The 19,085-nt window shown below is 63.5% G+C and carries 23 protein-coding genes; 19 read left to right on the plus strand and 4 right to left on the minus strand.

Translation table 11 applies throughout. The annotated features are described in order from the left end of the window. The first annotated feature begins 33 nt into the window (after window positions 1-33). From ACTIF6_RS13840 to ACTIF6_RS13865, 6 genes are read left to right on the plus strand one after another with little or no spacing between them, the layout of a single operon-like run. Window positions 34-477, plus strand: a complete 444-nt coding sequence (locus ACTIF6_RS13840) for a MarR family winged helix-turn-helix transcriptional regulator (protein ID WP_439588496.1) — start codon at window positions 34-36, stop codon at window positions 475-477. A 46-nt stretch (window positions 478-523) separates the two neighbouring features. Then, complete coding sequence (locus ACTIF6_RS13845) at window positions 524-1,630, plus strand: S-(hydroxymethyl)glutathione dehydrogenase/class III alcohol dehydrogenase (RefSeq protein WP_439588497.1); 1,107 nt, start codon at window positions 524-526, stop codon at window positions 1,628-1,630. Window positions 1,631-1,669: 39 nt separating this feature from the next. Next, window positions 1,670-2,512, plus strand: coding sequence for an S-formylglutathione hydrolase (fghA, locus tag ACTIF6_RS13850; RefSeq protein WP_439588498.1), 843 nt, complete (start codon window positions 1,670-1,672; stop codon window positions 2,510-2,512). 4 nt (window positions 2,513-2,516) lie between these two features. Next, a complete protein-coding gene (locus ACTIF6_RS13855) occupies window positions 2,517-3,176 on the plus strand; it encodes an HAD family hydrolase (protein ID WP_439588499.1) in 660 nt (219 codons plus the stop codon). Between the two features lie 7 nt (window positions 3,177-3,183). Next, window positions 3,184-3,561 (plus strand): Rieske (2Fe-2S) protein, encoded by a 378-nt coding sequence (locus ACTIF6_RS13860; protein ID WP_439588500.1) that lies wholly within the window; start codon window positions 3,184-3,186, stop codon window positions 3,559-3,561. 12 nt (window positions 3,562-3,573) lie between these two features. Next, the gene (locus ACTIF6_RS13865) at window positions 3,574-4,542 is read left to right on the plus strand and encodes a S49 family peptidase (protein ID WP_439588501.1); all 969 of its coding nucleotides are present in this window, start codon (window positions 3,574-3,576) and stop codon (window positions 4,540-4,542) included. 4 nt (window positions 4,543-4,546) lie between these two features. On the opposite strand, the gene galE is transcribed toward ACTIF6_RS13865, so the two are convergent. Together galE and ACTIF6_RS13875 are read right to left on the minus strand one after the other, a co-directional pair. After that, window positions 4,547-5,578 carry a UDP-glucose 4-epimerase GalE gene (gene galE, locus ACTIF6_RS13870; RefSeq protein ID WP_439588502.1) on the minus strand — a complete coding sequence of 344 codons (1,032 nt, stop codon included), beginning with the start codon at window positions 5,576-5,578 and terminating at the stop codon, window positions 4,547-4,549. A gap of 4 nt (window positions 5,579-5,582) precedes the next feature. Beyond that, window positions 5,583-7,025, minus strand: a complete 1,443-nt coding sequence (locus ACTIF6_RS13875) for a mannose-1-phosphate guanylyltransferase/mannose-6-phosphate isomerase (protein WP_439588503.1) — start codon at window positions 7,023-7,025, stop codon at window positions 5,583-5,585. Window positions 7,026-7,182: 157 nt separating this feature from the next. On the opposite strand from ACTIF6_RS13875, the gene galU reads away from it, so the two are divergent. Then, window positions 7,183-8,067 carry a UTP--glucose-1-phosphate uridylyltransferase GalU gene (galU, locus tag ACTIF6_RS13880; protein ID WP_439588504.1) on the plus strand — a complete coding sequence of 295 codons (885 nt, stop codon included), beginning with the start codon at window positions 7,183-7,185 and terminating at the stop codon, window positions 8,065-8,067. A 6-nt stretch (window positions 8,068-8,073) separates the two neighbouring features. Here the strand turns inward: galU and ACTIF6_RS13885 are convergent, their stop codons facing one another. Together ACTIF6_RS13885 and ACTIF6_RS13890 are read right to left on the minus strand one after the other, a co-directional pair. Beyond that, window positions 8,074-8,811, minus strand: a complete 738-nt coding sequence (locus ACTIF6_RS13885; RefSeq protein ID WP_439588505.1) for an SAM-dependent methyltransferase — start codon at window positions 8,809-8,811, stop codon at window positions 8,074-8,076. Window positions 8,812-8,870: 59 nt separating this feature from the next. Beyond that, a complete protein-coding gene (locus ACTIF6_RS13890) occupies window positions 8,871-9,470 on the minus strand; it encodes a Maf family nucleotide pyrophosphatase (RefSeq protein WP_439588506.1) in 600 nt (199 codons plus the stop codon). Window positions 9,471-9,507: 37 nt separating this feature from the next. Between ACTIF6_RS13890 and ACTIF6_RS13895 the strand changes: the two genes are divergently transcribed. The 12 genes from ACTIF6_RS13895 to ACTIF6_RS13950 all read left to right on the plus strand — a co-directional run bounded on the left by ACTIF6_RS13895 (window position 9,508) and on the right by ACTIF6_RS13950 (window position 19,010). Continuing rightward, on the plus strand, window positions 9,508-10,065 hold the full coding sequence (locus ACTIF6_RS13895) for a YceD family protein (protein ID WP_439588507.1): 558 nt from the start codon (window positions 9,508-9,510) through the stop codon (window positions 10,063-10,065). Window positions 10,066-10,187: 122 nt separating this feature from the next. Next, window positions 10,188-10,370, plus strand: coding sequence for a 50S ribosomal protein L32 (rpmF, locus tag ACTIF6_RS13900; RefSeq protein WP_005794249.1), 183 nt, complete (start codon window positions 10,188-10,190; stop codon window positions 10,368-10,370). Between the two features lie 113 nt (window positions 10,371-10,483). Next, window positions 10,484-11,545, plus strand: coding sequence for a phosphate acyltransferase PlsX (gene plsX / locus ACTIF6_RS13905; protein WP_439588508.1), 1,062 nt, complete (start codon window positions 10,484-10,486; stop codon window positions 11,543-11,545). 19 nt (window positions 11,546-11,564) lie between these two features. Continuing rightward, entirely contained in the window at window positions 11,565-12,542 is a 978-nt protein-coding gene (locus ACTIF6_RS13910) for a beta-ketoacyl-ACP synthase III (protein WP_439588509.1), read from the plus strand. 40 nt (window positions 12,543-12,582) lie between these two features. After that, entirely contained in the window at window positions 12,583-13,536 is a 954-nt protein-coding gene (gene fabD / locus ACTIF6_RS13915) for an ACP S-malonyltransferase (protein WP_439588510.1), read from the plus strand. 13 nt (window positions 13,537-13,549) lie between these two features. Further along, complete coding sequence (gene fabG, locus ACTIF6_RS13920; RefSeq protein ID WP_439588511.1) at window positions 13,550-14,311, plus strand: 3-oxoacyl-ACP reductase FabG; 762 nt, start codon at window positions 13,550-13,552, stop codon at window positions 14,309-14,311. Between the two features lie 118 nt (window positions 14,312-14,429). Further along, a complete protein-coding gene (acpP, locus tag ACTIF6_RS13925; protein WP_068173947.1) occupies window positions 14,430-14,669 on the plus strand; it encodes an acyl carrier protein in 240 nt (79 codons plus the stop codon). A 93-nt stretch (window positions 14,670-14,762) separates the two neighbouring features. After that, on the plus strand, window positions 14,763-16,007 hold the full coding sequence (gene fabF / locus ACTIF6_RS13930; protein WP_439588512.1) for a beta-ketoacyl-ACP synthase II: 1,245 nt from the start codon (window positions 14,763-14,765) through the stop codon (window positions 16,005-16,007). 33 nt (window positions 16,008-16,040) lie between these two features. Then, complete coding sequence (locus ACTIF6_RS13935; protein WP_439588513.1) at window positions 16,041-16,520, plus strand: hypothetical protein; 480 nt, start codon at window positions 16,041-16,043, stop codon at window positions 16,518-16,520. Window positions 16,521-16,575: 55 nt separating this feature from the next. Further along, window positions 16,576-17,217: an RNA polymerase sigma factor RpoE gene (gene rpoE / locus ACTIF6_RS13940; RefSeq protein ID WP_439588514.1), complete on the plus strand. Its 642-nt coding sequence runs from the start codon at window positions 16,576-16,578 to the stop codon at window positions 17,215-17,217. A 38-nt stretch (window positions 17,218-17,255) separates the two neighbouring features. After that, window positions 17,256-17,924 carry a sigma-E factor negative regulatory protein gene (locus ACTIF6_RS13945; protein WP_439588515.1) on the plus strand — a complete coding sequence of 223 codons (669 nt, stop codon included), beginning with the start codon at window positions 17,256-17,258 and terminating at the stop codon, window positions 17,922-17,924. 105 nt (window positions 17,925-18,029) lie between these two features. After that, complete coding sequence (locus tag ACTIF6_RS13950) at window positions 18,030-19,010, plus strand: MucB/RseB C-terminal domain-containing protein (RefSeq protein ID WP_439588561.1); 981 nt, start codon at window positions 18,030-18,032, stop codon at window positions 19,008-19,010. The last annotated feature ends 75 nt before the right edge of the window (window positions 19,011-19,085 follow it).

The raw sequence follows: 19,085 nt of genomic DNA on the forward strand, positions 1-19,085 counted from the left end.
ACGAGGCGCCGCCGGTCCCCGGACGCCTGGCGCATGCACAACGCGGGCCGCATCCTGGGCAATGCCTTGATGCGCTTCGAAGCGCGTGTGATGGAACTCATGGTGCAGGCGGGGCACACACAGACGCGCCTGCCCCACATCAACCTGACCCGGCATCTCGACCGCGACGGCACCCGCATCACGGTGCTGGCCCGTCGCGCGAACATGACCAACGCGGCCATGACGGAACTGATCGACCAGTGCGAGGAGCTGGGGCTGGTCACCCGTGTCGCCGATCCTCAGGACCGCCGCGCGCGAATTGTCCATTTCACCGAAGACGGCGAGGCCTGGCTGGCGGCCTTCTCCAGGGCGTTGAAAAAGGCGGAGCGCGAACTGGTTGACGAACTGGGTGAAGCGCCTGCAGCGGTGCTGTTCAGCGCCCTGGCCGGATATGCCGGCGTGGTGGAATCCATCGGGCGAAAGGACGATGCGGCGTGATCTGCGGTAACCTCGACGGCGATTCCAACAAACCATCGAGCCACCCATGAAAACGCAAGCCGCCGTCGCCTGGAAAGCAGGCCAGCCCTTGACCATTGAAACCGTGGACCTGCAGGGTCCGAAATTCGGCGAAGTGCTGGTCGAGATCAAGGCCACCGGCATCTGCCACACCGACTACTACACGCTTTCCGGTGCCGACCCGGAAGGCATCTTCCCCGCCATCCTGGGCCACGAGGGCGCGGGCATCGTGGTCGATGTCGGCCCTGGCGTGACCACGCTCAAGAAGGGCGACCACGTCATTCCCCTCTACACGCCGGAATGCCGCCAGTGCAAGTTCTGCCTGAGCCGCAAGACCAACCTGTGCCAGCTCATCCGCGGCACGCAGGGCAAGGGCCTCATGCCCGACGCCACCAGCCGCTTCAGCCTCGATGGCAAGCCCATCTTCCACTACATGGGCACCAGTACCTTCAGCAACTACACCGTGGCGCCCGAAATTTCGCTCGCCAAGATCCGCGAGGATGCGCCGTTCGACAAGGTCTGCTACATCGGCTGCGGCGTCACCACCGGCATTGGCGCCGTGATCTTCACCGCGAAAGTGGAGGCGGGCGCCAACGTGGTGGTGTTCGGTCTGGGCGGCATCGGCCTGAACGTGATCCAGGGCGCGAAGATGGTGGGTGCGGACAAGATCATCGGGGTGGACATCAACCCCGCGCGCCAGGAGATGGCGCGCCGTTTCGGCATGACGCACTTCATCAACCCCAAGGAGGTGGAGAACGTGGTCGATGCGATCGTGCAACTGACCGACGGCGGTGCCGACTACAGCTTCGAGTGCATCGGCAACACGCAGGTGATGCGGCAAGCGCTGGAATGCACGCACAAGGGCTGGGGGCGCAGCATCATCATCGGCGTGGCCGAGGCCGGTGCCGAGATCAGCACGCGGCCGTTCCAGCTCGTCACGGGTCGCAAGTGGGAGGGGTCGGCCTTCGGTGGCGCGCGGGGCCGCACCGACGTGCCGAAGATCGTCGACTGGTACATGGAAGGCAAGATCAACATCGACGACCTGATCACCCACACCATGCCGCTGGCCGACATCAACAAAGGCTTCGACCTGATGAAGCGCGGTGAATCGATCCGCGGCGTCGTTCTTTACTGATGGAGGCAAGCCGCGAACGGCGCGCCGCCTGCTCATGACATGAACACAGACATCACGACGTTGTCCACCCACCGCTGCTTTGGTGGCGTGCAGGGCTTCTACCAGCACGCGTCCAGCGCGATCGGCCTGCCGATGAAGTTCGGTGTGTTCGTGCCACCTCAAGCCACGCACGGCCCTGTGCCGGTGTTGTATTTCCTTGCCGGCCTGACCTGCAACGAGGAAACCTTCGCCATCAAGGCGGGCGCTCAGCGTGTGGCGGCCGAACTGGGGCTGATGCTGGTCACACCCGATACCAGTCCGCGCGACACGGGCATCGAAGGCGCCAGCGAAGCCTGGGATTTCGGTCACGGCGCCGGGTTCTACCTCGACGCCACCAGTGCGCCCTGGTCCAGCCACTTCCGCATGGAAAGCTGGATCACCCAGGAACTGCATGAGCTGATACCGCGCCATTTCCCCGCTCATGCAGAACGCGTGGGCGTGTGTGGCCATTCGATGGGCGGCCACGGTGCACTCACACTCGCCCTGCGCCACCCCGGTCTGTACGGCAGCGTCTCGGCACTGGCACCCATTGCCGCGCCGAGTCGGTGTCCGTGGGGCGAGAAGGCATTCACCGGCTACCTCGGATCGGACCGCCGCGCCTGGGACGCGCACGACGCCACCGCACTGGTGGCCGCTGGCCACAAGGCGCCGCCTCTGCTGATCGACCAGGGCATGGCGGACAAATTCCTGGAGGATCAGTTGCATCCGCATCTTTTCGAGGCCGCTTGCGCGCAGGCGGGCCAGGCGCTCACGCTGCGCCGCCACGAGGGCTACGATCACGGCTACTGGTTCATTGCCAGCGTCATCGAGGACCATCTGCGCCACCACGCGCTGACGCTCTGACACCATGCGCTCCCGCCAGTTCGACCTCATTGCTTTCGACTGGGATGGCACCCTGTTCGATTCCACCGCCGTGATCGCGCGCTGCATCCAGAGCGCGGTGACGGACCTGGGCTACACCCCGCCGACCCGTGAGGCAGCCAGCTACGTCATCGGCATGGGCCTGATGCAGGCCCTGGCCCATGCAGCGCCCGAGGTACCGCGTGAACAGTACGCCATGCTGGGCGAGCGTTTCCGTTTTCACTACGTGTCGCATCAGAACGACCTCAGCCTGTTCACAGGCGTGTTGCCGCTGCTGGCCGAACTCAAAGGGCGTCAGCATTTGCTGGCCGTGGCGACCGGCAAGAACCGCGCGGGGCTTGACGAGGTATTGCACAAGCAGGAACTGCACGGCGTGTTTGACGGCTCGCGCACCGCCGACGAGACCGCCGGCAAGCCGCATCCGCGCATGCTGCACGAGCTCATGAGCGAATTCGGTGTGAAGCCTGAGCGCACGCTGATGATTGGCGACACCACGCACGACCTCCAGATGGCATTGAACGCAGGCTGCGCCAGCCTGGGCGTGAGCTACGGTGCGCACGAGCCTGCGGCCTTCCATGCCTTGAAGCCCCTGCATGTGGCGCATTCCGTGCGCGAGTTGCACGACTGGCTGGGTGCCAACGCCTGAGGACGCCATGGCCGCTGACGAAGACACGATCCACCCGCTGTGCAACAGCCATGACCTGGTGGAGGGCGGGCGCGCGGTTTCGTTTGATGTGAACTATGCGGGCCAGACTTGCCGAGCGTTTGCGGTGCGTTTCGAAGGCCTGCCGCACGCGTACCTCAACCGGTGCTCTCACGTGGCCATGGAGATGGACTGGCAACCCGACCGGTTTTTCGACGACACCGGCCGTTGGTTGTTGTGTGCAACCCATGGCGCCGTCTACCAGCCCGATACCGGTGCCTGCCAGGGCGGTCCGTGCCGTGGGGGCCTGTTCAAGATCGAACTGGTGGAGCACGATGGCGTGGTCCACTGGCGGTCACAATACCACCTCAAACCCCTTGAATTCTGAGATCCACCGACCATGAATGAAGACCCCCTGAATCAGGGCATCAACCGACCCAATGGCAGTTGGGAGCGAGAAACACTCGAAAAGCTCGTACTGGCCACCATCCGGGAACAGCAAGCCTCCCGGCGCTGGAAAATTTTCTTCCGCCTCGTCTGGCTGGTGCTGATCGGTGCCGTGGTGTGGATGATCTACAGCGCAAACACCAGCAGCAGTTCGGTCAGCAAACCGCATACCGCGGTCGTGGAGATCAAGGGCGAGATCGGCTCGGGTGCCGAGGCCAGTGCCGAAAATGTGGTGCCCGCGCTGCGCTCTGCGTTCGAAGACACGGGTGCGCAGGCCGTGGTGCTGTTGATCAACTCGCCTGGCGGCAGTCCTGTACAGGCCGGCATCATCAACGATGAACTCAACCGGCTGAAGGGTCTTCACAAGAAGAAGGTGTATGCGGTCGTGGAAGAGACCTGTGCCTCGGCCGCCTACTACATCGCTGCGGCGGCGGACGAGATCTACGTGGACAAGGCGAGCCTCGTGGGCAGCATCGGGGTGCTCATGGACGGCTTCGGTTTCACCGGCCTCATGGAGAAACTCGGTGTTGAGCGCCGCCTCATGACGGCGGGTGCCAACAAGGCGCTGCTCGATCCATTCAGCCCGCAGGATGAAGCGCAGCGGGCTTATATCCAGCGCATGCTGGACGAGATCCATGCCCAGTTCATCGAGGTGGTGAAGAAGGGCCGGGGAACACGCCTGAAGGAGAACACCAACACCTTCAGCGGTCTGGTGTGGAGCGGCCAGCAGGCCATCAACGAAGGGCTTGCCGATGGCCTGGGAAATCTCGATTTCGTGGCACGCGAGGTCGTCAAGGCCGAAGAGATCGTGGACTACACCCAGCGTGAGAACGTCGGGCTGCGCCTGGCGAAGCGGTTTGGCGCCAGCGTGGGAGAGGGCATTTTCATGGCTGCGCGCGCAGCCGGTGTGCAGCTGAAGTAAAGCCCTAGCTGCGGTAGCCGTTGGGGTTGCCGCTTTGCCAGCGCCAGGTGTCGGCGCACATCTCGTCGAGCGAATGCGTGGCACGCCAGCCCAGCAGGCGCAGGGCGAGGCCGGGGTCGGCCCAGCATTGCGCCACGTCGCCAGGGCGGCGTGGCGCAATGCGGTAGGGAATGGCGCGTCCGCTGGCCCGTTCGAATGCGCGCACGACTTCCAGCACGCTGTGCCCGCGTCCGGTTCCCAGGTTCACCGTGAAGCTCTCGTCGCGCCCGAGCAAGGCCTTGATGGCGGCCACGTGTCCCGCGGCCAGATCCTGTACATGGATGTAGTCGCGCACGCCAGTGCCGTCCGGCGTGGCGTAGTCGTTGCCGAACACGTTGAGGTGATCGCGCTGGCCCACCGCCACCTGGGCCACATAGGGCATGAGGTTGTTGGGGATGCCGGCCGGGTCTTCCCCAATGAGGCCGCTGGGATGCGCGCCCACAGGATTGAAATAGCGCAGCACACCCACCCGCCAGGCCGGACGTGCCGCGTTCAAGGCGTACAGCATGTCCTCGATGACCAGCTTGCTGTGGCCATAGGGGTTGGTGTGACCGCGAGGAAAATCTTCGGTGATGGGCATGCTGGCGGGATCGCCGTAGACCGTTGCGCTGCTGGAAAACACCAGCGTGGGCGCAGTTTCCGGGGCTTCGGCGTGCACAGCCTCCATCGCGCGCAGCAGGCTGATGGCTCCGCCGATGTTGTTGTGAAAGTACTTCAGTGGTTGCGCCACGCTTTCACCCACCGCCTTGTCACCCGCGAAATGCACCACGCCGGCGGGCTGCTGGCGGCGCAGCACGTCTTCCAGCCAGGGCGTGTCGAGGACGTCACCGCGCTCCAGGGGCACAGGCTGGCCGGTGATGCTGGTCAGGCGATCCAGCACCACGGGATGGCTGTTGGCAAAGTTGTCGAGCACCACTGGCTCGAAGCCTGCGTCGACCAACGCGACCACCGTGTGACTGCCGATGTAGCCAGCGCCGCCGGTAAGCAGGATTTTCATGACGTTACTTGTCTGTTTTGGCCGCGTCGGGCTGTCGTCCGTAGATGTCCTCGAGGCGGACGATGTCGTCCTCGCCCAGATAGCTGCCCGACTGAACCTCGATCATTTCCAGCACCATCTTGCCGGGGTTGTGCAGGCGGTGCACTTCACCGATCGGAATGTAGGTCGACTGGTTTTCGGACAGCAGGTAGACCTCCTGCCCTCGCGTGACTTCTGCCGTGCCCTTGACGATGATCCAGTGCTCAGCCCGATGGTGGTGCTTCTGCAGGCTCAGCGAAGCACCCGGCTTGACGCCGATGCGCTTGACCTGGAAGCGCTCGCCCACGTCCACACTGTCGTACCAGCCCCAGGGGCGGGCTACGCGGCGGTGCGCCGCCGCCTGCGAGATGTTGCGCTGGCTCAGGTGCGCCACCACGTCCTTGACTTGCTCGGCGTGGTCGCGCTGCGCCACCAGCAGCGCGTCGGGCGTGTCGATGATGAGCAGGTCCTGCGTGCCCAGGGCCACCACGGTGCGCCCGGGCGCGTGGATGAAGGTGTTCCGCGATTGCAGGGTATGTCCCTGACCGGTGATGCGATTGCCGTCGTCATCGGCCGGGCTCAGTTCGGCCACCGCGTTCCAGCTGCCGACATCGCTCCACTGGCCCTGAAAAGGAACCACGGCGACGTTGTCATGGGGCTCCATCACGGCGTAGTCGATGCTTTGCGAACGGCACGCCAGGAACGGCTCGGCCTCGGGGCGCACGAAACTCACGCGGCCCACGGATTCAGTGCGCGGTTGCCCCATGGCATGCGCGCAGGATTGCAGGATGTCCGGGGCATGCTGTGCAAGCGCTTCCAGCAGAACACTGGCACGCACCAGGAAGATGCCCGCATTCCACAGCACATTGCCCTGCAGCAGCAGGGCTTGAGCCGCAGCGGGTGCAGGCTTCTCGATGAAGCGCGCCACATCTCGGCTGCCATCGGCACGCGAATCGCCTTGCTGGATGTAGCCGTAGGCGCTGCTGGGAAAACTGGGCATCACGCCGAATGTGACGATGGCGCCACCTTCGGCCGCCGCCACGCCTTGCTCGATGGTCTTTGCGAAGGCGCGGGCGTCGGGAATGTGGTGATCGGACGGACAGAAAAGCAGGAGCGCGTCTGCGTTGCCCTGCAAGCGAGCGAGCAGCGCAGCCAGAGCCATGGCCGCAGCGGTGTTGCGTGCGGCAGGTTCCAGCAGGACCTGTCCGCCGGCTGACTGGGGTTCCAGCGCATCGGCCACCAGAAAGCGATGGTCCTCGCTGGCCACGCAGACGGCTGGCTCGCCGCACCATGCCAGACGTTCCAGCGTGAGCTGAAGCAGGTTCTTGTCGCCCAGGAGCGGCACAAACTGTTTCGGAAAGCTCTGCCGGCTGAGGGGCCACAGGCGGGTGCCTGAGCCTCCGCAAAGAATGACGGGGGTGATGCTCATGGGCGCTGGATGTTGCGGTTGGGTCGAACTCTGGCCTGCTAAGCAGGCGGTATTCAACGGTCGACCTGTGGCAGTGTAGTCTCTCGAAAGTCGGTGGAGCGCACGCCGTTACCATGGTGAGCCAAAGTTCACGAACCCGCAAAAAAGGCGCATCACCATGACCATCCGGAAAGCAGTGTTTCCCGTCGGCGGCCTCGGCACCCGTTTTCTGCCTGCCACCAAAGCCATCCCCAAGGAGATGCTGCCGGTGGTGGACAAACCCCTCATGCAGTACGCGGTGGAAGAGGCCTACGCGGCCGGCATTCGCGAAATGATCTTCGTCACCGGCCGCCACAAACGCGCCATCGAGGACCATTTCGACACCGCTTACGAGCTGGAAGTCGAGCTTGAAGCCGCTGGCAAAGGTGCCTTGCTGGAACTGGTGCACTCCATCAAGCCTGAAGACATGGACTGCGTGTATGTGCGCCAGCCGCGCGCCCTGGGCCTCGGCCATGCGGTGTTGTGTGCTGAGCGGCTGGTGGGCAACGAGCCGTTCGCGGTGCTGCTCGCCGACGACCTGATGATGGGCCGAGGCCAGGCTCAAGGGGGCCCAACCGTGCTGCAGCAGATGGTGCAGGCCTACGAATCCAGCCCGGGTACCGTGCTGGCGGTGCAGGACGTACCCCGGGCCGAGACCAAGCGCTACGGCGTGGTGGACGTGCGCGGTGCCCAGCAGCAACTGGCCGAGGTGTTTGCCATGGTGGAGAAGCCAGCGCCTGAGGTCGCACCCTCCACGCTGGCGGTTGCCGGACGCTACATCCTGACGCCTGCGGTGTTCGAGAGCATCCGTCGCCAACCGCGCGGTGCGGGTGGCGAAATCCAGCTCACCGACGGTATCGCAGCCTTGATTGGCCACGAGAAGGTGCAGTCTTTCCGTTATGACGGTCAGCGCTACGACTGCGGCAGCAAGGAAGGTTTTCTGGAGGCCACCATCGACCTGGCGTTGGCGAACCAGGAGCTCAGTGGTTCGGTGCGTGCGCACCTCCAGCGCATCATGCGCTGACGCTGCTCATCGACCCAGCAGGAACACGCAGGGCGCCTGCAAAGGCAGGCTGTCCTGCAGCCCCTTCAATCGCCGCCATTCGCTGACAAGGGCGCTGCGGCTGACCTGCTGATCCAGTGTGAGAGCGCCACACACCGCGAGCCGCGTGTGAGGATGCAAGGTCTGCAACAGGGCGCGCAGCAAAGCCGCATTGCGGTAGGGCGTTTCGATGAGGATCTGTGTCTGCCCGGTTTTCAGGGCCAGTGCTTCCAGGTCGCGCAGGCGCCTCGCGCGCTCGGCAGTCTCCTGGGGAACGTAGCCAACAAACGCGAACTGCTGTCCATTCAGTCCACTGGATGCGAGCGCCAGCATGAGCGAGATCGGTCCCGTCAAGGGCACCACCCGCAAGCCCAGCGCATGTGCTGCGCGGACGATGGAGCTGCCTGGGTCAGCGATGGCTGGCATGCCCGCTTCGCTGACCAGGCCCACATCGTGTCCAGCGAGCGCCGGCGCCAGCAGATCACGGGCCGCCGCTTCACCATCGCCTTGCGGTGCATGGTCTCCCTTTTTGTGTGCGGCGCGTGGCAGTTCGGCAATGTGTTGTTCCTGCAGCGGTGCGGCAAGGGCGGCTGCGGATTCCACGCGTTTGAGGAAGGCGCGCGTGCTCCTGGCATTTTCCGTGATCCAGTGCGTCAGTCGGCTGGCGACAGCCAGGGTTTCGGCGGGCAGCCACTGGCCGACGGGCGACACCTCGTCGATTCCCATGCCGAAATCCAGCGGCGTGGGCACGAGGAAAAGCGCACCTGGTCTTTTGGAGTGGGTGCTCACAATACCTTTACCCCGGCCGCGCGAAGCAGATGGCAGGTGCGAATCAGCGGAAGGCCGATCAAGGCTGTCGGGTCGTCGTTGTCAATGCGCTCCAGCAGCGCAATGCCCAATCCTTCGCTCTTGGCGCTCCCAGCGCAGTCGTAAGGTTGTTCGGCCTGGAGGTATTGTTCGATTTCAGCGCGACCCAGTGTGCGGAATACCACGCGCACCGGAGCGATTTCGCATTCCTCGAAGCCCGTCTCCACGCAGACCACTGCCAGCGCGGTCTGGAACACCACGGTCTTGCCGCTCATGCGGCTCAGCTGGTCCACCGCGCGCTCGTGTGTGCCTGGCTTGCCCAGGGGTTCACCGTGCAGGTCGGCGACTTGATCGCTACCGATCACCACCGCCGTCGGGAATCGCCGCGCCACGTCGCGCGCCTTGGCCAATGCGAGGCGCAGAGCCAGATCGGCGGGGTTTTCACCCGGCCGCGGCGTTTCGTCCACCTGTGGCGCAACGGCTTCGAATGGCACACGCAGGCGCGACAGCAATTCGCGGCGATATCGGGAGGTGGAGCCCAGGATCAGGGGGCGCGTGGCGTGCGGGGAAGAGGTCATGAGCGGTATTCTCCCTGCATTCTTTTACACTGCCTCTATGAAGACCCCTCCGAAATCCGCGTGGAATCCCGATCGCCTGGATGCGCGCGCGTTTGCCGAGGCACAGGGCCGCCTGCAGATGGACACGCCCCTGTCGCATCTGCCGAGGCTGCGCGAGGAGGCAGATGGTGCTGCCCTGTCGCTGAGCGATGTGCAATGGGAGGCGGTTGCCGAAATGCGGCCGGGGGCGAGCGGTGGCGCCCCGTCGCCCTGGGTGCACCTGACCGCTCACACCAGCCTGCCCTTGACCTGCCAGCGCTGCCTCGGACCGGTGGACACGCTCCTTGAAGTGGACCGCTGGTTTCGTTTTGTGGCCGATGAAGCCACAGCCGAGGCGCAGGATGACGAATCTGAAGAAGACCTGCTGGCGATGGAGCCGCGGCCCAGCCTTTTTGATGTGCTGGAGGACGAACTGCTCATGGCCTTGCCATTGGTTCCCTTGCATGGGTCCTGTCCGATCGAGGTGGTGCTCAAGGCAGGCGATCCTGGTGTGGACGATGACGAAGCGGCGCCCAGAAAGAGCCCGTTCGCCGCCCTGGAGCGGCTCAAGAAGTGAGGGAGTGGCATCCGTGCATGCTTCGCGCTATAATGCTTGGCTTTGCGCTGGTATCCATTGGCACCTGAAGAAAATCAGGGTGCGCGGGTCAGGCGCCAACCTACCGAATTCAGGAGCCCACCATGGCCGTCCAGCAAAACAAGAAATCTCCGTCCAAGCGCGGCATGCACCGTTCGCACAATGCGCTGAACGTGCCCGGCATTGCCGTGGAGCCCACCACTGGCGAAACCCACCTGCGTCACCACATCAGCCCCAACGGCTTCTACCGTGGCCGTCAGGTGTTGAAGAACAAGTCCGAAGCCTGAATGACGGGCCGCCTCTGGCCTCGCCGCGACATCGCGATCGGGGGCCAGTTGGCGATTGAGGCAAGAGCCCGCATGTCGCATGCGGGCTTTTTTTACGCTTCCAGGATGTCTTCATGATCACCATCGCCGTGGATTGCATGGGAGGGGACGTCGGCCCGGCAGTGACCTTGCCGGCCTGCAGCACCTTTCTGGCCAGCCACCCGCAGGCCCAGCTGCTGCTGGTGGGCAAGCCCGAGGTCTTCCGAGCCTGGCCCCAGGTGCTCAACAACGTGCGTTGCCGAGTGGTGCCGGCCACCGAAGTGGTGAGCATGGACGACCCGGTGGAGGTGGCCTTGCGACGCAAGAAGGACTCCTCCATGCGCGTCGCGATCAATCAGGTGAAAGAAGGCGCTGCCCAGGCGGTGGTGTCCGCCGGCAACACCGGAGCCCTGATGGCGATTGCCCGTTACGTGCTCAAGACCCTGGATGGCATCGACCGCCCTGCGATCGCTACCCAGATGCCCAACGCCCGGGGGGGGGCCACCACGGTGCTGGATCTCGGGGCCAACGTGGATTGCTCCGCAGAACACTTGCTGCAGTTCGCGGTGATGGGCTCGGCCCTGGTCGCAGCGGCTACCGGACGCAAAGAGCCCAGCGTCGGCCTGCTCAACGTGGGCGAAGAAGTCATCAAAGGCAGTGAAGTGATCAAAAAAGCGGGTGTTTTGCTTCGAAATGCTTCCAACACCGGCGATCTCAATTTTTTTGGAAATATCGAAGGCGACGACATCTTCAAGGGCACAACCGACATCGTGGTGTGCGATGGTTTTGTCGGCAATGTGGCCCTCAAGGCCAGCGAAGGCCTGGCTTCAATGATCAGCGGCTTCATCCGCGAAGAGTTTTCACGCAGTATCTTCCGGAAAATGGCTGCCATCATCGCTTATCCGGTTCTCATGTCGTTTAAAAATCGCGTTGATCATCGTCGGTACAACGGCGCAGCCCTGCTCGGACTGCAAGGGCTTGTCTTCAAGAGCCATGGCTCGGCCGACGCCTTTGCCTTCGAGATGGCGCTGAGCCGGGCTTATGATGCAGCCCACAACCACCTGCTGGACAACGTACGGGACCGCATCGCCCACGCCAGGCCGTTGATCTCGCCGGAGTCTCTGCCCAGCGAGCTCAAGAGCATCCCGACCCTTTGAATTTCTCGATTTTCCCCGCATGACACGTTACGCCCGCATCACAGGCACTGGCAGTTGCCTGCCTCCCCGGCGACTGAGCAATGCCGATATGGTGTCGATGCTGGCCGCACGCGGCGTCGAAACCAGCGACGACTGGATTGTGGAGCGCACAGGCATTCGGGCGCGCCATTTCGCGGCTGATGGTGTCTACGCCAGCGACCTGGCTGTGCAGGCGTGTCTCCAGGCACTGGAGGCTTCCGCCCTGAACGCCAGCGAGATCGACCTGATCATCGTGGCCACTTCCACTCCCGACATGGTGTTCCCCTCCACGGCGGCGATCCTCCAGCACAAACTGGGCGTGGCCGGGTGCCCTGCGTTCGATGTGCAAGCGGTGTGCAGCGGGTTCATCTATGCGCTGACCGTTGCTGACGCCATGATCCGCGCGGGTGGCGTCCGGAATGCGCTGGTGGTGGGCTCCGAGGTGTTCAGCCGGCTGCTGGACTTCAACGATCGCACCACTTGCGTGCTGTTCGGGGACGGCGCGGGTGCCGTCGTGCTACAGGCTTCGGAGACGCCAGGCATCCTGGCCACCGATATCCACGCCGACGGCAAGCACACGGGCATTCTTTGTGTGCCGGGTCACGTCTCGGGCGGGCAGATTCTGGGTGACCCGTTGCTGAAGATGGACGGGCAGGCGGTCTTCAAGCTGGCGGTGGGCGTGCTCGAGGACACCGCGCGCACCGTGCTGGACAAGGCCGGTCGCACCACTGCCGACATCGACTGGCTGATTCCGCACCAAGCCAACATCCGCATCATGCAGAGCACGGCGCGCAAGCTCAAGCTCCCCATGGACAGAGTGGTCGTCACGGTGGATCAGCACGGCAACACTTCGGCCGCTTCGATTCCACTGGCGCTGGACCATGCGATGCGCCAGGGTCAGATCAAGAAGGGCGACACGCTCATGCTCGAAGGTGTGGGCGGCGGGTTCACCTGGGGCTCGGTGCTGCTGGATTTCTGAGCCAGCATCGCTTCCATCCTTCATCTGAAAAGAAGATCCCATGAAGAAGAATTTTGCATTCGTGTTTCCCGGGCAGGGCTCCCAGGCGGTGGGCATGCTCGACGCCTGGGCCGACCACCCCGCCGTGCGTGAGACCCTGAAAGAGGCGTCTGATGCCATGGGAGAAGATCTGGGCAAGCTCATTCATGAAGGCCCGGCCGAGTTGTTGGCCCTGACCGTCAATACCCAGCCGGTGATGCTGGTGGCCGGCGTTGCCGCCTGGCGCGTCTGGTGCGCAGAAGGAGGCCAGCCTCCGGCGGCCGTTGCAGGCCATTCGCTTGGAGAGTACTCGGCACTTGTGGCCGCTGGCTCGCTGACGCTGGCACAAGCCGCTCCCCTGGTGCGCTTTCGTGCGCAGGCCATGCAGGACGCCGTGCCTTCAGGTGCTGGTGCCATGGCCGCAGTTCTCGGATTGAGCGCGGCCAGTGTGGAGGCCGGCTGTGCAGAAGCACAGGCCAGCTTTGGCGCTGGCAGCCTGGAGGTGGTGGAAGCCGTGAATTACAACGACCCCGTTCAGACCGTGATCGCGGGCAGCAAGGCAGCGGTCGACAAGGCCTGCGAGGTGCTCAAGGCGCTGGGGGCCAAGCGCACACTTCCCCTGCCGGTTTCCGCGCCATTTCATTCCAGCCTGATGAAACCCGCCGCCGAGAAGCTGAAGGAAAAGCTCGCTGCAACGGCCATCTTGCCACCGCAGATTGCCGTCATCAACAACATCGACGTGGCAGTGGAAACCAATCCCGATCGCATCCGCGACGCCCTGTACCGTCAGGCCTTCGGTCCGGTGCGTTGGGTCGAGTGCATTCACGCCATCAAGGCCCGTGGGGTTGATACCGTGGTCGAATGTGGGCCTCGCAAGGTGCTGGCCGCCATGGTCAAGCGCGTGGACCCCGAACTGAACAGTGCTGCCCTGTTCGACCCTGTCACGTTGGCAGAGGTCAAGGCCCTGCTGGCCTGATACTGGAGAATCCATGTCCGACAACAAATTCACCGGCCAGGTGGCCCTGGTTACTGGCGCCTCTCGCGGCATTGGAGCCGCCATCGCACACGAACTGGCGTTGCGAGGCCTGATCGTGATCGGCACCGCCACCAGCGAAGAGGGTGCTGCCCGCATTGGCGCGACGCTTTCTGCGTTGCCCGGGGTCTCCAGTGGTTGCCGAGGTGCGAAACTGGATGTCAACGACGCGGTGGCGGCCGACGCGCTGATCGACGAAGTCGTCAAGACCCATGGCGGTCTGCAAGTGCTGGTGAACAATGCCGGCATCACCCGTGACATGCTGGCCATGCGCCTGAAAGACGATGATTGGGATGCGGTGCTTGATACCAACCTCAAGGCGGTGTTCCGTATGAGCCGCGCCGTGATCCGCCCCATGATGAAGCAGCGCTATGGCCGCATCATCAGCATCACCAGCGTGGTGGGGGCCTCAGGCAATGCTGGTCAGGCCAACTATGCGGCTGCCAAGGCCGGCGTGGCGGGCATGACGCGTGCTCTGGCCCGCGAACTGGGCAGCCGCAACATCACAGTGAACTGCGTGGCCCCCGGTTTCATCGAGACCGACATGACCGCCGCATTGCCTGAAGAACAGCAAAAGGCGCTGCTGGGTCAGATTCCTCTTGGCCACCTGGGAAAACCTGCCGACATCGCGCACGCGGTGGCTTATCTGGCCAGCCCGCAGGCGTCTTACGTCACGGGTCAGGAACTGCACGTCAACGGTGGCATGTTCATGGCGTGAGCCCGCAGGGCACACAGCATTCCTGCGCCGCGTGAGCCGCCCGGCGGGCCATCTGGGGAGACTTCCCCGGGATGGCTAAAATGACGGCCTTGTATTTCAACCACCCTCAGAGGGACTTATGAGCGATATCGAAGCACGTGTTAAGAAAATCATTGCCGAGCAACTCGGCGTGGAAGAGGGGCAGGTCACCAACGAGAAAGCCTTTGTGGCCGACCTGGGTGCGGACTCGCTGGACACGGTTGAACTCGTGATGGCCCTGGAAGACGAATTCGGCATCGAGATTCCGGACGAAGACGCCGAGAAGATCACCACCGTTCAGAACGCTATCGATTACGCGATGGCCCATCAGAAGGCCTGATGGCGCACGCATGACCGCCGGGTTGCCTTGGGGTCTCCAGGCGCTCCGGGGTCGACGCGTTGGACTTTCAACGCACTGTCCTGAGGATCAAGAATGAGTCGTCGTCGCGTGGTTGTCACCGGTCTGGGATGTATCAGCCCGGTCGGAAACACCGTGGAGGAAGCCTGGACCAACCTGCTGGCAGGTAATTCGGGCATCAGCCTCATCACCAAATTCGACGCTACGAACTTTGCCTGCCGCATTGCGGGAGAGGTCAAGAATTTTGATCTGGGCTCGTACATTGGCGCCAAGGAAGCGCGGTCGATGGACACCTTCATTCACTACGGCATCGCCGCTGCGCAGCAGGCCGTTGTCGACTCGGGCCTGCCCGTGGGTGAAGCGCTGGACGATGAACTCGCCACCCGCATTGGTTGCATCATTGGCTCGGGCATCGGCGGTTTGCCGCAGATTGAAGAGACGCACACCGAGCTCATGAACCGGGGTCCGCGCCGGATTTCACCGTTCTTCGTGCCCGCCTCCATCATCAACATGATTGCGGGCCATGTCTCGATCCGGTTCGGGTTCAAAGGCCCCAACCTGGCGGTGGTCACGGCATGCACCACCGGCCTGCACTGCATCGGCGAAGCGGCCCGCAAGATCGAGTACGGCGATGCCGACGTGATCGTGGCGGGCGGTTCGGAGGCCACGGTCTCGCCGTTGGGCGTGGGGGGCTTCGCTTCCATGCGTGCGCTGTCCACCCGCAACGACGATCCCACCACCGCTTCCCGCCCCTGGGACCGCGACCGCGACGGCTTCGTGCTGGGCGAAGGCGCTGGCGTGATGGTCTTGGAAGAGTACGAGCATGCGCGTGCTCGCGGTGCGCGCATCTACGCCGAACTCAGTGGCTATGGCATGAGCGCCGATGCTGGTCACATGACCGCACCCAACATGGACGGCCCACGCCGTGCCATGGTCAGCGCTTTGCGCAATGCGGGCATCAACGCAGACGAAGTCAACTACCTCAACGCTCACGGTACATCCACCCCGTTGGGCGATGTGAATGAGAGCAATGCGATCAAGGCCGCTCTGGGAGACCATGCCAGCAAGGTCGTTGTCAACTCCACCAAATCCATGACGGGTCACCTTCTTGGTGGCGCGGGTGGCATCGAAAGTGTGTTCACGGTGCTGGCGTTGCACCACCAGAAAAGCCCGCCCACCATCAACATCTTCAACCAGGATCCGGAATGCGACCTGGACTACTGCGCGAACACCGCACGCGACATGAAGATCGATGTGGCCGTGAAGAACAATTTTGGCTTCGGTGGCACGAACGGCACGTTGGTTTTCCGGCGCGCCTGAACCCAACGATCGCGCCTATCTTTTCCTTCCTGCATGCACAACGCCCCATCGGTGATCTACCCGGTGGGGCGTTGCCGCTTTTTCGCCGCCCTGCTGTTGCTGCTGGCTCTGGCAGCGCTTGTATTGTTGTTTTCGTGGCATGCAGCGGTGAACGACGCCTTCGGGGTCCGGCGGTGGGCCGGCTGGATCGGAGCGGGGTTCTGGTTGGTTTGGGGCTTGTGGGCGATACGAAGCTGGCGCCGCTCGCCCCAAGGGCGGCTGGAATGGGATGCACACGCGCCCGCAGTGTCCCTGACTCCCGCAGATGGCCAGGGCGCCTGGCGTTGGCACGATCAGGAAGGTGGGGAGGCGGTGCGCTTGAGTGGCATCGAGCTCGCGGTAGACCTGCAGATGCTGGCGTTGCTGAGCCTGCCTGGCGCGCGGCGCCGCAGGTGCTGGATCTGGGTGGAGCGATGGCGCGATCCGGCGCGCTGGAACGACCTGCGTCGAGCGCTCCATTCGCCCAACGCTTGAATGGATCTCCCGCACGCCCGATGGCGCGAAGCGCTTGGGTTATATTTTCGCGCGCATGACACTCGAAGACCACACTGCTCCCCCTCCGCCGGACAGCGATGTCATGCTGGTGCAGCGAACGCTGGCCGGCGAGCAGAAAGCTTTCGAGATGCTGGTGATCAAGTACCAGCGCCGCGTCGAACGCCTGATCGGACGCATGGTGCGCGACAGCGATCTCGTCCAGGATATTGCCCAGGAGACCTTTATCCGGGCTTACCGGGCCCTAGCGCAGTTCAGGGGCGACGCGCAGTTCTACACCTGGCTCTACCGCATTGCAGTCAATACGGCCAAGAAACAACTCATGGAACTCAAGCGCGACCCGCTGATCTTCCAGTCGCAGATGAAATCGGCGGATGATGATGAAACTTCCGCCCCGGAACGCGAACTAAATTCGGGAGTGGCCGACACCGAGACGCCCGAGGCGGTGTTGGCCAGCAAGGAAATCGCCCAGGCGGTCAATGCCGCCATGGAAGCGCTGCCCGAAGAGTTGCGCATGGCGATCACCCTGCGAGAGATCGAGGGCATGAGCTATGAAGAAATCGCCACGGCGCTGGATTGCCCGATTGGAACGGTGCGTTCCCGGATTTTCAGGGCCCGCGAGGCGATCTCGGGGCGCATCAAGCCGATGCTGGAGCGTCAGACAGGAAAACGCTGGTAGGGCAACGCCTTTTGCCTCGTGAAATTGGGATGTTCATCATGAATGCCGCAGATATGAATCCGTATCCTTCGAACCCACAGGAGTCGCTGTCCGCGCTGGCCGATGGTGAGCTCGAGGTCGCCGCTTTGAGCGGTTTGTTCGCGGAGATCGAATCCGACCCGCAGAGCATGGGAAGCTGGCATGCCTATCAGGTGATCGGCGATGTGCTGCGCAGCTCGGGGAGGGTGGTGAGCGCGCAAGCCCCTGGCGACTTCCTCGCGGGTGTTCGTGAACGTCTCAAAGCCGAAGGTGCCCTCCCGCCTGTGCAGCCGGTGGTGACCCGCATCGATTCAGCGCCTGTTGTGGCGGCCAATGATGCAGTCTTTCGATGGAAGATGGTGGCCGGTGTGGCCTCGGTGGCTGCGGTCATGGCGGTGAGCTGGAATCTGATCGGTGGCGCGCCTCGGGACGCGGGTGGCGCTTCGGGTCCGCAGCTGGCGAGCATCGCCCCAGCCCCTGCCAGCCCCCCGGTAGTCGTACCGGTCGCCAGCGTGGCACCTTCCTCACCATCCACTGAGGTGGTGGTGAACACGGGCCAAGGTGTCGTGATTCGTGATGCCAGGCTCGAAGAGTTGCTGGCTGAACACCGACAGCATGGTGGCATGTCCGCGCTGCAGATGCCTACCGGTTTCATCCGTGGTGCCACTTACGACGCCTCCGGCCGCTGAACTGCCATGACGTCTGCTTTGCCCTTGCCTGTGGATCCTCTTGAGGCTTCTTTGCATCTCGCACCGAATGAGGCAGCGTGGCCTGGCATCCGGCGCTGGGGTGCGGTGGCGCTGCTGGTTCTGACTTCCGGTCTCGCTGTTCCGGCGCATGCCCAGAGCCCCACAGCGGGGCAGGCGGGAACGCGCAGCGTCAATGAGTGGCTTAACCGCATGCACGAAAGCTCCCGCCAGCGTGCCTATGTCGGCACGCTGGTGGTTTCCGCCGGCTCGTCCATGTCGGCCTCCAAGATATGGCATGTGTGCGATGGCAACCAGCAGATGGAGCGCGTCGACACGCTCACCGGCACGCCGCGAACCACCATCCGTCGCAACAACGACGTGATCACCTTCATGCCGGAGACGAAGACCGCTTTCGTGGAAAAACGGGATTCGCTGGGCATGTTTCCGGAGTTGCTGCGCACGCCCAACAACCTGATTCCACAGTTTTATCAGGCGCGCGAGGTCGGTGTTCAGCGTGTTGCTGGGCATCTGGCCGACATGGTCGAGATTCTTCCGCGCGATGAGTTGCGCTTCGGGTACCGCATCTGGTCCGAGCAGCAGTCTGGCCTGGTGGTCAAGCTTCAGACCTTGGGACAGCAGGGTGGCGTGCTCGAGCAGATGGCCTTTTCCGAGTTGCAGCTGGATGCACCGGTCAGCATGGAAAAGCTCAAGAAGCTCATGAAGGACACGCGCGGGTACGAGGTGCACAAGCCCGCTTTGAAAAAGACCACAGCCGAGGCAGAGGGCTGGCGCCTCAAGGAGCCGGTGCCAGGCTTCACCGCCATGAGTTGCCACACCCGTGACAGCGGAACACCTCAGGCGCCGGGCATGGCACCGATGCAATGGGTTTTCTCCGACGGGCTTGCTTCGGTTTCGTTGTTCGTCGAACCCTTTGATCCGCAACGACACGTTCAGGAATCCTCGGCGGTGGTGGGTGCGACCCATTCCGTCAACCGACGGGTGGGCGAGCACTGGCTCACGGTGCTCGGCGAAGTGCCCGAGCAGACTTTGCGCCGCTTTGCCTTGGCGCTGGAGCGAACCCGCTGATCGGATCGTCCCTCTTGCAGGGCAGGCCTGCGCCACCATGTGAGTGAATTCCTGTGTTCCGGCATCGTCCCATTC

Source organism: Hydrogenophaga sp. (assembly GCF_051860785.1).
In the GTDB taxonomy this organism is placed as follows: domain Bacteria; phylum Pseudomonadota; class Gammaproteobacteria; order Burkholderiales; family Burkholderiaceae_C; genus Hydrogenophaga.